This window comes from Nosocomiicoccus ampullae, from assembly GCF_019357495.1.
Lineage (GTDB): Bacteria > Bacillota > Bacilli > Staphylococcales > Salinicoccaceae > Nosocomiicoccus > Nosocomiicoccus ampullae.
Genome location: NZ_CP079110.1, coordinates 984,622 through 998,818, shown reverse-complemented (window position 1 = coordinate 998,818; position 14,197 = coordinate 984,622). Strand labels below are relative to the sequence as shown.

Here is a 14,197-nt window from a genome sequence, read left to right as displayed (position 1 = left end):
CGAGGGATATTTATGGAAAGTTATGATAGAGATTTACACACTCATGGTATTAAATCTTATGAACAACCAAAGCAAAAAAATAAAAAAGGTTTACCATTTGGTTTAGTACTAGGTGTTATCGTTGGGTCTATAATTGGACTATTCTTAGCACCTAAATCTGGCCAATCTCTCAGAGAAGATTTAAAAGATCCTAAAGGAACTTTTGAAGATCAAAAAGACAAAGTTGTCGATAAAGTAAGAGAGAAAAAAGCTGAAATTGATGAGGTTAAACGTATTAAAGATACAGATGAAACTGAATTAGAAGCTCAAAAGAGAGCAATTCATCAAGATGTTAAAGATCATAACGAAGGAAAAGATAGTATCGATTTATCAAAATTATAAAATTCAGCCGTTTCGGCTGAATTTTTTACTGTTTAACGTGAAATGATTTACATAAACATTAAATTTCTGTTATTATTAACAATAAACAAAAACGTTTTCATAGGAGGTTAACGACCAATGACTATTACGATTTACGATGTTGCGCGAGAGGCTAACGTATCAATGGCAACTGTCTCAAGAGTATTAAACGGAAATCCAAATGTTAAGCCAGAAACTCGTCGTAAAGTAAAAGACGTCATAGAGAGATTAAATTATAAACCGAACGCAGTTGCTCGTGGTCTAGCGAGTAAAAAGACAAAAACAGTCGGAGTGATTATTCCAGACATTTCTGATTTATACTATTCAGCAGTACTTAGAGGTCTAGAAGAAATCGCTGAAATGTACAAGTATCAAATTATTATTACAAATACGGATAATGATGCAAAAAAAGAATTCGATGCATTTGAAACACTGCGTAGTAATCAAGTAGATGGTATTATCTTTTTAGGTGGTACAGATGACAAGTCAGTGATTGAAAGTATCCAGCGTACAACAACACCAGTAGTTGTGTGTGGATATTCTAAAGATATGTCGATCTATAGAGTAAACGCAAATTACAGAGATGCAATCGAACGTGTTGTACAAGGATTTATCGATAGAGGTAATGAAAAAATTGCGTATGTACAAAGTGGATATCATAACATTTTAGAAAACATTTTAGCTGATAAAATAATCGAAGTACTTGAAAGAAATAATATGAGTAAAGATAATATGTTTGAGTTTTACGCTAACACATATGAAGAGGGTATGGACTTATTTAGCGAAGTGAAAGAGGTAAAAGCAGATGCCGTCATCGCAATATCAGATGAAGTTGCTGGTGGTATCCTTCATGGAACGTTAGACGAAAACATCAGTGTACCTGAAGACTTAGAAGTGATTAGCTGTTCAAACACACGAATTGCTTATATGATGAGACCAAGATTATCAACGATTGCAGTACCGTTATACGACGTTGGAGCTGTTGGAATGAGATTACTTACAAAGCTCATGAATAATGAAGAAGTTGAAGAAAAAATTAACGTATTACCACTTGATATTAATTATGCTAAAACAACTCGTGTATAATGCGGCTTATATTTTTAAACTTGAGTTTAATATAAAACTCAAGTTTTTTTATGTTTAATTATAATTTTTATTTATAGAATAAAATTAAATATATTTCACAATTTTCAGAAAGTTTATGATAAAATGTTACTAATTGTTTTCAAAGGAGTGGTGGTTATTGAGTGAAGTATATAAGCGCTCTTTTTCTGACGGTATAGCAATTGGTTTTGGATATTTACCTGTTGCGATGGCTTTTGGTATAACAGCAAAACCACTCATTGACTTATTGTCTACAACATTAATGAGTGTTTTAAATTATGCAGGTGCAGGACAATTTTTAACTTTACAAATGTTAGAAGATAGTGGTTATATCGCAATTATTATCGCTATATTTATATTAAATTCACGAATGTTTATAATGAGTTTTAAAATAAATTATGATTTAAAGCAATTAAATTTTATTAAGAGATTGTTGATTTCTATTTTTGTAACGGACGAAACTTTTGCCGTGACGAGTAGATATCCTGAAGAGAGAAAAACTTTTACTGATTATTTTATAACGCTGTTTGTATCTTATTTATTTTGGGTGGTATTTACTGTTGTCGGTTATTTAACTGGAGAAATTATGAGTGAAAAACTCGTTATATCAAGTGGTATAGCACTCTATGCGTTGTTTATTGCACTTTTAATGCCTGCAGTTAGAGATTTTAAAAATTTTGTTGTTGCAAGTATTGGAATGGGTATGCACTTTTTATTAAAAGAAATAGGTGTAGCAGCGGGTGTTTCTATCGTTCTCGCGATGGTTGGTGCTGCGTTAATTGGTTTAATTTTAGAAGTAAAAGATAAAAATAAAGGAACAGTCACATGAATATTTTAAGTCTAGTTTTATTATTAGCAGTTGTAAACATATTGCCAAGAATATTACCTGTATTTTTTATAGGAAAGTTTGTATTACCAGATATATTTATTACATTTTTAAATTATATTCCGATCGCTGCATTAGGTGTTTTAATTTTTCCAGGAATACTATATGCAGTAGAGACCCCGCTTCAAGGAATACTTGGAGGAATTTTTGCTGCTATATTAGGTATCTTTCGTGTACCATTGTTTTTTGTAGTTGTTCTTTCAGTTTTCTTTATATATTTATTAATGTTAATTATGTAATTTAAAATTTGCCTCGTTATATTAAATAAAATAACGAGGCAGTTTTATTATTCTAAATACATTTTTATTCTATCGAGTACCATTGCATTTCTTTCAGTAATTTCATCTCGCCTTGGTATATCTTTATAGTCTGATAAATCATCTTCCCATTCTATAGGGAAGTCTAATTTTGATAATGGTTGATATTTCTCGATAAATGCTTCAGGTAATTTTCCTTTTGGTGAATCGATTTCCTTTATAGCAAGCCATACTTGTGCCCACATTCTAGGAACGACTTGCCAAATGTTATAACCACCGCCCCCTAAGGCAAGAAGCTTACCATTTGCATATTTATCCGCTATTTTATTAACAATTCTTGGTATTTCTTCATATGACTTTGAAGTTAATGATAAGTGAGTCATCGGATCTCTGTAATGTGCGTCAACACCATTTACATGCACGATGATATCAGGGTTAAACTGACGTGCGACAATTTCAACACTTTCTTCAAAAATTTGAAGAAAAGAATCGTCTTCAGTAAAAGCATCTACTGGCAGATTCACACTAAAACCAAAGCCAAGATCCACCCCTCGTTCTGTAACAAGCCCTGTACCAGGAAATAAGTACCGACCAGTCTCGTGAATAGAATAAGTCATTACATCATTCATATCATAAAATGTAAACTGTACACCATCTCCATGATGTGCATCGGTATCGATATATAAGACACGCTGATTATATTTTACTCTTAAGTATTGGCATGCAATTGCAGCGTCGTTATATACACAAAAGCCACTAGCTTTACCAGTAAATCCATGATGTAATCCACCAGCGAGTGAAGCAACTTTTTTTGCTTTATTGTTCATAATTAAGTCTGCACCAGTCAGTGATGCACCGACGAGCATCGAACATTTTTCATGCATGTTTTCAAATTGCGGAGTATCTTCAGTATTTAAACCAAAATTTTCAAGTTCCTTTTCTGAAATTTCATTATGTCCGGCACGTTTAACTGCATCTACATAATCTGGTTTATGGACGAGTAAAATTTCTTCTTCTGTTGCAACACGAGGTTGAACAATATCTTCGTCATTTAAAAAATTTGCTGATTTAAGTAGGTCTGTCGTCATTTTTAGACGCATCTGATTAAAAGGATGTGTATCGTTAAAACGATACTTTAAAAGCTCGTCACTATAGACGTATAACGCGTTCATATTATCCCCGGTTCATAGGATCTACAACGTCGTAGCCCATTTCCTTAAGTTTTTTAATGACAAACATTGGATTCATTGCATTTACTTTAATGACGACGAATTTATGACCTTCTATTTCTTTATTATCAAAAATTGTAATAGAAACTGCTTTAATATTTAAATCATATAATATTTTACCGATATCATATACGATTCCTGGTCGATCTAAAACATCAATTTCTATAATAGAACCTGGAATATTCATACCTGTAATATCTATAAATGCGTGCATAATATCAGTTTGAGTAATAATACCAACGAGTTTTTTTGATTGAATAACGACAATTGCACCGATGTCAAATTGTAAAAAATCGACGGCGAGTTCTTCAACAAAATCTCTAGGACTTGTAAACATCACTTTAGTTTTCATAATATCTTTTAATGGGTGATGGATTGTCGTTTTTGAATCTTTATTTAGTATGGAAGGTAGTGCTAAGTTAATATCTTTATCTGTAACTAAGCCAATGACTTCGTCATTTTCTACGATTGGAATATGACGTATTTTATTTTCATTCATCATATTTAATGCATCGTTTACTGTGTGTTCAGGTGAGAGTATTTTTACATTTTTTGTCATTATTCGACTGACTAACATAGTATCCTCCTTAGAAAAAGAAACGGTCTTTAAACCTAATTTCATCAAAAATAATGCGCTGATCTCTATTAATATACTTACCAATTCTTGCCATTAATGTGTTTGCTGGATGACTTGTAATTTCAGGGTCATTTGTCATATATACTTCAAATCCAGCGACTGCCATTAAACGAATCATCAAATCCTTATATTCATAAACGTCTAATTTAGTGCCTTTAAGATCCCAGTGCCAATAATATTCAGTCGTTAAAACGATATAGTTTTCCATATAATCATCCATAAAAGAAAGTTTTAATAAGTTTTTACCAATCTTTGAATTACGAAATTTTTTAGATACTTCAACTGCACCAAGTTCTAATATAAATTCATGATTTCCTAAACTCCATCGTTCGAATTCGTCAGGTCTATGATATGTGACGTATCCAATAATATGATTGTCGACGCGAGCGATAATGATTCTTCCTTCTTCTAGAGTAGCGATTTCTTGAAGCGCTTCAAATTGATCGTTTGGTCTTCTAAACGCTTCCAAAGTAGAATCAAAAGAATAAGTTTTTAATGTTTTTTCATCGATAGGACCTTCAATTACGATGCTCTGATTGTTAATTTCATATTCTAATTTATGAAATGTTTTTTTATGCTTCAATGCCTCACCCCTAAACTAAAATTCACTAGTTTAAATATAGTATACATTAATATTTTATAGAATATTTGATAAATAGTACTAAATAAAAAAATAGATAATCTTGAAATTCTATAAAATAAGGTTTAACATGATAATTAAATACAAAAGAAAGCGTTTTACTTTTTTATTAGGAGTGAACTAAATGGAACACGAAATCTATAAAGCAGTAGATCAAAATCCAAATATGAAGAGCTACGAAGAATCAGTAAAAAACTTTTCATGGGAAGAAGCTAAAAAGCATTTTACTTGGTACGAAACAGGTAAAGTGAACATGGCTTATGAAGCCATCGATCGTCATGTCGATGAAGGCTACGGTGATAAGGTGGCGCTTCATTATAAAAATGGCAATAAAACGAAAACGTTTACATTTAAAGATATGAAAGAAAAATCAAATAAAGCAGCAAATATGCTAGTCGAAAAAGGAGTTAAAAAAGGTGACCGTGTATTTATCTTTATGCCAAGATCACCTGAGTTATACTTCGTATTCCTTGGTGCAATTAAAATCGGTGCGATTGTAGGACCTTTATTTGAAGCATTTATGGAAAAAGCAGTTGTTGATCGATTAGAAGATTCTGAAGCAAATGTTTTAATTACAACATCTGATTTATTAGAAAGAGTACCATATAATAATATAGATTCGTTAGAACACGTATTTGTTGTTGGTGAAGATGTTAAAGAAGACGAAAAAGTAATCGACTTTATCTCTTTATTTGATGAAGCAAGTAATGAGTTTGATATTGAGTGGGTCAATCTTGAAGATGGTTTAATTTTACATTATACAAGTGGTTCCACGGGCTCACCAAAAGGTGTCTATCACGTGCATAATGTGATGATTCAGCAGTATATTTCTGGTAAATACGTTACAGATATTAAGGAAGATGACGTATACTGGTGTACAGCAGATCCTGGTTGGGTGACTGGTACAAGCTATGGTATTTTTGCACCGTGGTTAAACCGTGCAACAAACGTAATTGTCGGCGGTCGTTTCTCACCTGAAGCATGGTACTCAGCACTTGAAGAGTTGAAAGTAACAATCTGGTATTCAGCTCCAACAGCATTTCGTATGTTAATGGGAGCTGGAGACGAGGTCATGAAACAATATGATCTTAGCAACTTAAGACATTTACTTTCAGTAGGCGAGCCATTAAACCCAGAAGTAATTAAGTGGAGCGATAAGGTATTTAATTTGAGAATTCATGATACGTGGTGGATGACTGAAACAGGTGCACATATGATTGTAAACTTCCCGTCATTAGATATTAAAGCAGGATCGATGGGTAAACCGTTACCTGGAATTGAAGCATCAATCGTAGATGATAGTGGTAAAGAATTACCACCAAACCGTATGGGTAACTTAGCAATGAAAGCACCATGGCCTTCAATGATGAGAGATATTTGGAATAACAACGAAAAATATAAATCTTACTTTATCGGTGATTGGTTCGTATCCGGAGACTCAGCGTTCGTAGACGAAGATGGCTATTTCTTCTTCCAAGGGCGCATTGATGATGTCATTATGACAGCAGGCGAAAGAGTTGGTCCGTTTGAAATTGAATCGAAATTAGTTGAACACGAAGCGGTACAAGAAGCTGGGGTAATTGGTAAACCAGATCCAGTACGCGGTGAAATCGTTAAAGCATTTATTGCACTTCGTGACGGCTACGAACCAAGTGATGAGTTGAAAGAAGAAATTCGTAATTTTGTAAAACTTGGTCTTGCAGCACACGCTGCACCACGTGAAATAGAATTTAAAGATAAATTACCAAAAACACGTAGTGGTAAAATTATGAGACGTGTATTAAAAGCGTGGGAATTAGATCTTGACGCAGGAGATTTATCAAGTATGGATGATGATTAATATAACAGCAGATTTTTATCTGCTGTTTTTTCTATTTGTTCTAAAATAGTAGTTTAAGAAACTGATAACTGTGGCACAGAACTAGATTCTATGTAATAATGATAAGTGAGAGATTTATTAAAATCTTAAAAATATCTTATTTGGGAGATGAAAGCAGAATGGCACATTTAACGGACCAAGAGATTGCTGCAAAAGCAACTTTAAAACCGATTGAAGAAATTGCGGAAAAAGCAGGTATTCCTGAGGAAGCATTAGAACTTCACGGTAAATATAAAGCAAAAGTTGATATTAAAAATCTCGAAGGTAACGAAAATGATTCAAAAGTAGTACTTGTAACAGCAATGAACCCAACACCAGCTGGTGAAGGTAAATCAACTGTTACAGTTGGTCTAGCGGATGCATTTAACCAACTTGGAGAAAAAGTTATGGTTGCACTACGTGAACCATCACTTGGACCAGTAATGGGTATTAAAGGTGGAGCAACTGGTGGTGGACATGCACAAGTATTACCAATGGAAGAAATTAACCTTCACTTCAACGGTGACTTACATGCAATCACATCAGCAAACAACACTTTATCAGCTTTAATTGATAACCATATTCACCAAGGCAATGAATTAAACATTGACCAAAGAAGAATTACTTGGAAACGTGTTGTGGACATTAATGACCGCGAATTACGTAACGTAGTCATCGGTTTAGGTGGACCAACTTCAGGTGTTCCACGTGAAGACGGTTTTGACATCACTGTTGCAAGTGAGATCATGGCTATTCTTTGTTTAGCAACAGACTTAATCGACCTTAAAGAAAGATTAGGACGTATTGTATTTGGTTACACGAAAGATAAAAAACCAGTTACAGTAAAAGAATTAGGTGTAGAAGGTGCACTAGCATTACTTCTTAAAGAAGCAATTAAACCTAACCTTGTACAAACAATGGAAGGTACACCTGCATTAATTCACGGTGGACCATTTGCTAACATTGCACACGGTTGTAACTCATTAATTGCAACAAACACTGCAAGAAAATTATCTGACGTTGTAATTACTGAAGCTGGATTCGGTTCAGACCTAGGTGCTGAGAAGTTCATGGACATCAAAGCACGTTTTGGTGAATTCCAACCAGATGCAATTGTATTAGTTGCTACAATCCGTGCGCTTAAGATGAACGGTGGAGTTGCGAAAAGTGATTTAGGTGAAGAAAACCTTGACGCACTTAAAGCTGGTATCGTTAACTTAGAAAAACACATCGAAAACGCTCGTAAATTCGGTGTAGAACCAATCGTTGCATTAAACGACTTCGTTACAGATACAGATGCTGAACGTAACTTTGTATTAGACTGGTGTGAAGAGCGCGACGTAAAAGTTGCACTTACACAAGTATGGGAAAAAGGTGGAGAAGGTGGTATTGAGTTAGCGAAACAAGTTAAAGAAGCACTTGAAACGCCAAATAACTTCAAACAACTTTACGACCTTGATCTTTCAATCCCAGAAAAAATTGAAAAAATCGTTACAGAAGTATACGGTGGAGACGGTGTAAACTTCACTGACAAAGCAAAACGTCAAATTAAAGAAATCGAAGAAAACGGTTGGGGAGACTTCCCTGTATGTATGGCTAAGACTCAATACTCATTATCAGACGATGAGAAAAAACTTGGTCGTCCAACAGGCTTTACAATCACAGTTCGTGAATTAATTGCAAAAACTGGTGCAGGATTCATCGTTGCATTAACTGGTAACGTAATGACTATGCCAGGATTACCTAAAGTTCCATCTGCAAACCATATGGATGTTGACGCAGAAGGTAACTCTACAGGTTTATTCTAATAAAACCAAACGAACTAAAAAGACGCGTACAAAGATGTGCGCGTTTTTTAATGATTAATGTTTTATTTTCTTAAATGAACTAAAAACACCCCTTAAATTGTTATATTTAAGGGGTGTTAAACTATTGTGAGCTATTATTTTGTGAGTCATATCCTGATTCGTTATCTGAACTATTGGAATTGCTTTTACTTTCTTTTAATTTATCTTTAATAGACTTTACGACTTTTTTCGGTGTTGAACCAATGCGATAATAGTTATCACCTGATCCTCTTACAACACCTCTTAAATCACTTGCAGATAAGCCGGTATCAAAGTCTTTACCGTTACGATTTAATACGTCGTTATCATCTAGACCAGATTTATTACTAAATTGAGTATTGTTTGCAACTAATCCTGAGATTTCTTTATCTTCTCCGCAGTTACCTTTTTGCATTAACATACCACAAAATGACTCTTTATAAACTGAATTTGGTTGTGAGAACATTTGTCCTGCACCCATTTTTTCACTATCTGCATTTTGAAGCGCGCTTGATAGTGATTGCCAGTTATATATTGTAATATGGTCATCGTTTTCTGTACCGTATACTTGAGGAATATTACTATCGTATCCCATCCACATACCGAGTGTAACTTCAGGGTTATATGCAATCATCCAAGAGTCAACAAACTGCTCAGAAGTACCTGTTTTTGTTGCCCAATCATATGTGGATGATATTGAGTGGTAGTAATCTTTGATGTGATAGGCTGAACCTGTTTTAAATACTTCTTTTAATATATCTGTCATTAGATATGCAGTTGAATCATTCCATACATCTTTTTCTTTTTGCTCATGTTCATAAATCACTTTTCCAGTTGGATCTGTTATTTTTTCAATCATATAACTATCTGTCATGACACCGTTGTTACCAAAACTAGAAAATGCATTCACACCTTCTTCAACAGTCATATTATTAACTCCAAGTGGTAAAGAAGGAATACCTATACCGTCTTGATCAAATAGAGAATCAGGCATGTTAAGCCCTAGGTTATCTAGATATTCTCTTGGATTATGCTTTCTCACTTCTGCCCATAATCTTAACGTTGATAAGTTATAAGAGTTTGCGAGTGCATTTTTAACTGATAGTAGACCAAAGTCTTTTCTATCATAGTTTTGTGGAGAATAACTTGTACCTGACTGAGGGTTATAAATTGAAAACTGCTTGTCTAAAATTACCGTATCTGGAGCAATCAGTCCTTTGTCAATTCCAGGACCATATACTGCTAGAGGTTTCATTGTTGATCCAGACATTCTTGATGTTTGAGTTGCGTGGTTATTTTCTGATGATTTGAAATCTCTACCACCAATGAATCCTAATATCGCACCAGTTTTGTTATTTTTAAGCATTGCACCAACTTCATGTTTCTGCATTTCACCTTCATCGCTATATGAAGCGTCAATCGCATCTAACGAACTACGGTCACCATAGTATGAAAATTGATTGTTTTTAACGTCTTGCATCGTGTCGTAAATATTTTTATCAATTGTTGTCTCAATTTGATATCCATTATTTCTTAATGCATCATTTGCTTTTTGAGTATATTCTTGATTTAAAAGTGGTGTAACATTTAAGTCTTCACGAGAAACACCGTCTTCCTCAGCGAGAATATATTTTAGAACGCCAACTGCGCGTCTTTCGATTTCTTCAGTTAAAAATGGATATTTTTGATTTGGTACGTCTACTGAACTTGTCATATTGTCATATAAGTCATAGTTCATTGCTTCGTCATACTCTTCTTCAGTAATGTTACCTTCAGTGAGTAATCGACTGAGCACATATTCTTGTCTTTTTTTACCAAGAGAAAGCTCATCTTCACTTTTTAAAGACCCATCTACGTTAAATGGTGTATATGCGTATGGATTTTGAGGCATTCCCGCTAGAAATGAAGCTTCAGCTAAGTTTAAGTCTTTTGCTTCTTTACCGAAGACACCTTTAGCAGCGCTTTTAATACCAGCAATATTTTGACCATTCGCATTACGTCCAAACGATACCGCATTTAAATAAGATGTTAAAATCTCTTCTTTAGAAAGTAAATCTTCTACTTTAAATGCAAGCAATAATTCTGAAGCTTTACGCTGGAAAGTTGGATCGTTAGTGAGTAGTTGGTTCTTAACGAGTTGCTGAGTTAACGTACTACCTCCGGTACCTTCACCACTTGAAACAACCTCTTGAAGTGATGCACGTATAAATGCTTTTGGAACAACACCGTTATGTTCGTAGAAATTTTCATCTTCTGTAACTATAAGTGCGTCAATAACGTTTTCTGGTATATCTTCGTATTTAATGGACTCTCTAATTAAATCGGACTTTAACGTACCGAGATTCTCACCTGAAGCAAATGAGACATTCGTGCTTTCAGTGACGTCTCTAAGTTTTGTTTCAATTTCTTCATTAGTATAATTGACATCATCATTTACAAGAGCTGCAAAATAGCCTAATCCTATACTAAATAGTAAGATTCCGATTAAACTTAATGAGAGTATCGTAAATAGTAAGACGTTCCATATCGTATCGTATGTCGTATTAAATAAGAAGCGGTATGGATGTTTCGTTTCTTTAAATCGACGAGATATATTATTTGCACGTGCTTTAAAAGAATCCCCTTGAACTTTGTTCTTTGGTTTATCTTGACGTGAGAATAATTGTTTTAAACGATCTGTAAAATTTTTCTTGTTCATTACGACCTCCTATTGAGGAAATTATATCATAATTTGACATGTACTTAACAAGGATTGTATTATTTAGTTATTGATATTATAATATTAATTAGATTTAAATTTAATATATTGAAATGTAAGAGAAGTAACTAACTGAAAAATTTTTAGAGAGTGTGTGGGTGGTGTGAACACATAATTTTCTTTTAGCGAATACACTTACAATTAAAATTTCAAAAGTGAGAACTGTAATCTAAATTGAGTAAAAAATATGGTGGTACCGTGTTTAGCACCCATACAAAACTGTATGGGTGCTTTTTTATATTTAAAGGAGAGATAAAATGAGTGAATTAATTCAAGATTTAAAATGGCGTGGACTATTATACCAAGTGACAAATGAAGAAAACATTGAAAATTTGGTAGAAAATGAGACAGTATCACTATACTGCGGGACTGACCCAACAGCAGATAGCTTACATATTGGACACTTAGTACCATTTTTAGTATTAAAAAGATTTCAGCAATATGGACATCGCCCAGTTGTATTAGTTGGTGGGGGAACAGGTCAAGTTGGAGATCCTTCATTTAAAGCATCAGAACGCGATTTAATTTCACAAGAAGATTTAGATAAAAATATCGCTGGAATTGAAGCACAATTGCGACGTATTTTTAATTTTGAAAGTGGTAAAGAAACAGACGCAATTTTAGTAAATAACTACGACTGGTTAAAAGATATTAGTTTAATTTCTTTTTTAAGAGATTATGGTAAGCATGTCGGAGTGAACTATTTACTTGCAAAAGATGCGATTCAGTCACGTTTAGAAACGGGTATTTCATTTACAGAATTTACGTATAACATCATTCAAGCTATCGACTTTTTACACTTAAGAAATTCATATAACGTAAAAATTCAAGTCGGTGGTTCAGACCAATGGGGGAACATCGTTTCAGGAATCGATTTAATGCGTCGTATCGATGGAATTACAGATGCTGAGGGACTTACAATTCCTTTAGTGACAAAATCTGATGGTTCTAAATTTGGTAAATCTGAAGGTGGAAATATTTGGTTAGATCCAGAAAAAACATCTCCATACGAGTTTTATCAGTTTTGGTTTAACCAAAATGATGAAGATGTCATTCACTTTTTAAAAGTATTTACATTCTTATCTCGTGAAGAGATTGAAGCTCTTGAAGAAAGTGTTAAAACTGAACCACACCTACGTAAAGCACAACGCGCATTAGCTGAAGAGATGGTTAAAATTGTACATGATGAAGCGGCACTTGAAGAAGCGTTACGAATTACTGAAGCATTATTTAGTGGAAATATTAAAGAGTTATCAGGTAAAGAACTGAAAGACGCTATGAAAAATGCACCACAAGAAGCAGTAGAAAATACTGAACATCCACTTGTGAACTTACTTGTAGACACTAAAATCTCATCCAGCCGTCGTCAAGCTCGTGAAGATATTAAGAACGGTGCAATTTACATTAACGGTGAGCGCGAGCAAGATGTTGATTACACAGTAACTTCTAAAGACTTTTTAGAAGGGGATTTAATCGTATTTAGACGTGGTAAGAAAAAATATACAGTCGTTTATTTTGAATAATATGAAGAAAAATCTTAAGAATCTATTTACGAGTCGAGATAGTGTTAAAGACTATGTCGACTCTAGTCTCTTTTACGATGAGTCAATGGATGCTTTTATTATTAATGATGAAAAAATTGCTAAAGATATATTAAAAAGTAAATCTTTTACAGCGTTTAGGAAGCAAGAGCAGATTGAGTCATTAAGTACATCTAATGAAAATAAACGAGTGATGACAGAATTTTATAATCACTGGCTGATGTATCAAAAAGAAGGGGAACATCATACAGATATGAAACGTGCCTTGCAGCGCGCTATAAATCAAACGATTCAACATTTAGTAGGTTCAAGTAAAAAAGCAGAAAATGATATTATTTTTAAAAAAAATGTTGATGTTATTAAAGATGTATCAGAGCCGTTTGTTGTATCATACTTATCACAGTTTTATGGATTAAATGAAACGGACTATCATTTACTCTTAAAAGAGGGCGATGCGTTAATTGAATACATTATGACAGGGGATGGTGACGGTGAAAGAATCGTAACGTCTATACAGTCTGTTAGAGAAATTCTAAAAGATTTAATACAAAAGAAAAAAATTAATGAAGATGGATTTATACAAGCTATTATTCATGAAGCTGGTTTTAATATAGAAGTACTAGATATTATTTTAAACCTTGTTATCGATGGTCACCGTCCATTTTTAAGTAGTGTAAATAGTTTAATCTATGAAAAAGTAAAATATAATCTTTCAGCAACCGAGCACACTGTAAAAGATGTACTTAAAAAGCATCCACCGTTTCCGTATATAAGAAGAGTATGCATAAAAAGAGAAACATATGACGATGTGACAATTGAAGAAAACGATCATGTTTTAATTCTAATTTATATTGTGAATGACACTATGAAAGGTTACGGGTTAACGTTTGGACACGGTATACATTACTGTTTAGGTGTTGTAGTTGTTACTATTGGTTTAGAACGATTATTAAAATTAGATATTTTAAATGAATACGATATAGAAAACTATGAGTGGATGACAACTTTCGGTTTTAAAGAACTGTCGTCACTGCATATAAAAAAGACACTTCCTTAATGGGA

Annotated in this window: 12 protein-coding genes; 8 read left to right on the top strand and 4 right to left on the bottom strand. The window is 33.7% G+C overall.

Features of this window, described 5'->3' with window-relative positions; genetic code table 11:
- The first annotated feature begins 12 nt into the window (after nucleotides 1-12).
- The 4 genes from KPF49_RS05090 to KPF49_RS05075 all read left to right on the top strand — a co-directional run bounded on the left by KPF49_RS05090 (nucleotide 13) and on the right by KPF49_RS05075 (nucleotide 2,628).
- Entirely contained in the window at nucleotides 13-381 is a 369-nt protein-coding gene (locus KPF49_RS05090; RefSeq protein WP_183672677.1) for a YtxH domain-containing protein, read from the top strand.
- 117 nt (nucleotides 382-498) lie between these two features.
- Nucleotides 499-1,485 (top strand): LacI family DNA-binding transcriptional regulator, encoded by a 987-nt coding sequence (locus KPF49_RS05085; protein WP_183672678.1) that lies wholly within the window; start codon nucleotides 499-501, stop codon nucleotides 1,483-1,485.
- Nucleotides 1,486-1,642: 157 nt separating this feature from the next.
- On the top strand, nucleotides 1,643-2,332 hold the full coding sequence (locus KPF49_RS05080; RefSeq protein WP_183672679.1) for an AzlC family ABC transporter permease: 690 nt from the start codon (nucleotides 1,643-1,645) through the stop codon (nucleotides 2,330-2,332).
- Complete coding sequence (locus KPF49_RS05075; RefSeq protein WP_183672680.1) at nucleotides 2,329-2,628, top strand: AzlD domain-containing protein; 300 nt, start codon at nucleotides 2,329-2,331, stop codon at nucleotides 2,626-2,628. The genes KPF49_RS05080 and KPF49_RS05075 overlap by 4 nt, the downstream gene beginning before the upstream one ends.
- Before the next feature lie 47 nt (nucleotides 2,629-2,675).
- Here KPF49_RS05075 and KPF49_RS05070 read toward each other — a convergent pair whose 3' ends face one another.
- The 3 genes from KPF49_RS05070 to KPF49_RS05060 are packed head-to-tail and all read right to left on the bottom strand — an operon-like array spanning nucleotide 2,676 to nucleotide 5,095.
- Entirely contained in the window at nucleotides 2,676-3,818 is a 1,143-nt protein-coding gene (locus tag KPF49_RS05070) for an acetoin utilization protein AcuC (RefSeq protein ID WP_183672681.1), read from the bottom strand.
- Between the two features lies 1 nt (nucleotide 3,819).
- Nucleotides 3,820-4,452 (bottom strand): CBS and ACT domain-containing protein, encoded by a 633-nt coding sequence (locus KPF49_RS05065; protein WP_183672682.1) that lies wholly within the window; start codon nucleotides 4,450-4,452, stop codon nucleotides 3,820-3,822.
- A 10-nt stretch (nucleotides 4,453-4,462) separates the two neighbouring features.
- Nucleotides 4,463-5,095 carry a GNAT family N-acetyltransferase gene (locus KPF49_RS05060; RefSeq protein WP_183672683.1) on the bottom strand — a complete coding sequence of 211 codons (633 nt, stop codon included), beginning with the start codon at nucleotides 5,093-5,095 and terminating at the stop codon, nucleotides 4,463-4,465.
- A gap of 181 nt (nucleotides 5,096-5,276) precedes the next feature.
- Here KPF49_RS05060 and acsA point away from each other — a divergent pair, with 181 nt between their 5' ends.
- Nucleotides 5,277-6,992, top strand: a complete 1,716-nt coding sequence (gene acsA, locus KPF49_RS05055) for an acetate--CoA ligase (RefSeq protein ID WP_183672684.1) — start codon at nucleotides 5,277-5,279, stop codon at nucleotides 6,990-6,992.
- A gap of 158 nt (nucleotides 6,993-7,150) precedes the next feature.
- On the top strand, nucleotides 7,151-8,818 hold the full coding sequence (locus KPF49_RS05050; RefSeq protein ID WP_183672685.1) for a formate--tetrahydrofolate ligase: 1,668 nt from the start codon (nucleotides 7,151-7,153) through the stop codon (nucleotides 8,816-8,818).
- 121 nt (nucleotides 8,819-8,939) lie between these two features.
- Here KPF49_RS05050 and KPF49_RS05045 read toward each other — a convergent pair whose 3' ends face one another.
- Entirely contained in the window at nucleotides 8,940-11,534 is a 2,595-nt protein-coding gene (locus KPF49_RS05045) for a transglycosylase domain-containing protein (RefSeq protein ID WP_183672686.1), read from the bottom strand.
- Between the two features lie 317 nt (nucleotides 11,535-11,851).
- Between KPF49_RS05045 and tyrS the strand changes: the two genes are divergently transcribed.
- Complete coding sequence (gene tyrS, locus KPF49_RS05040; protein ID WP_183672687.1) at nucleotides 11,852-13,117, top strand: tyrosine--tRNA ligase; 1,266 nt, start codon at nucleotides 11,852-11,854, stop codon at nucleotides 13,115-13,117.
- 1 nt (nucleotide 13,118) lies between these two features.
- Entirely contained in the window at nucleotides 13,119-14,192 is a 1,074-nt protein-coding gene (locus KPF49_RS05035; protein ID WP_183672688.1) for a cytochrome P450, read from the top strand.
- The last annotated feature ends 5 nt before the right edge of the window (nucleotides 14,193-14,197 follow it).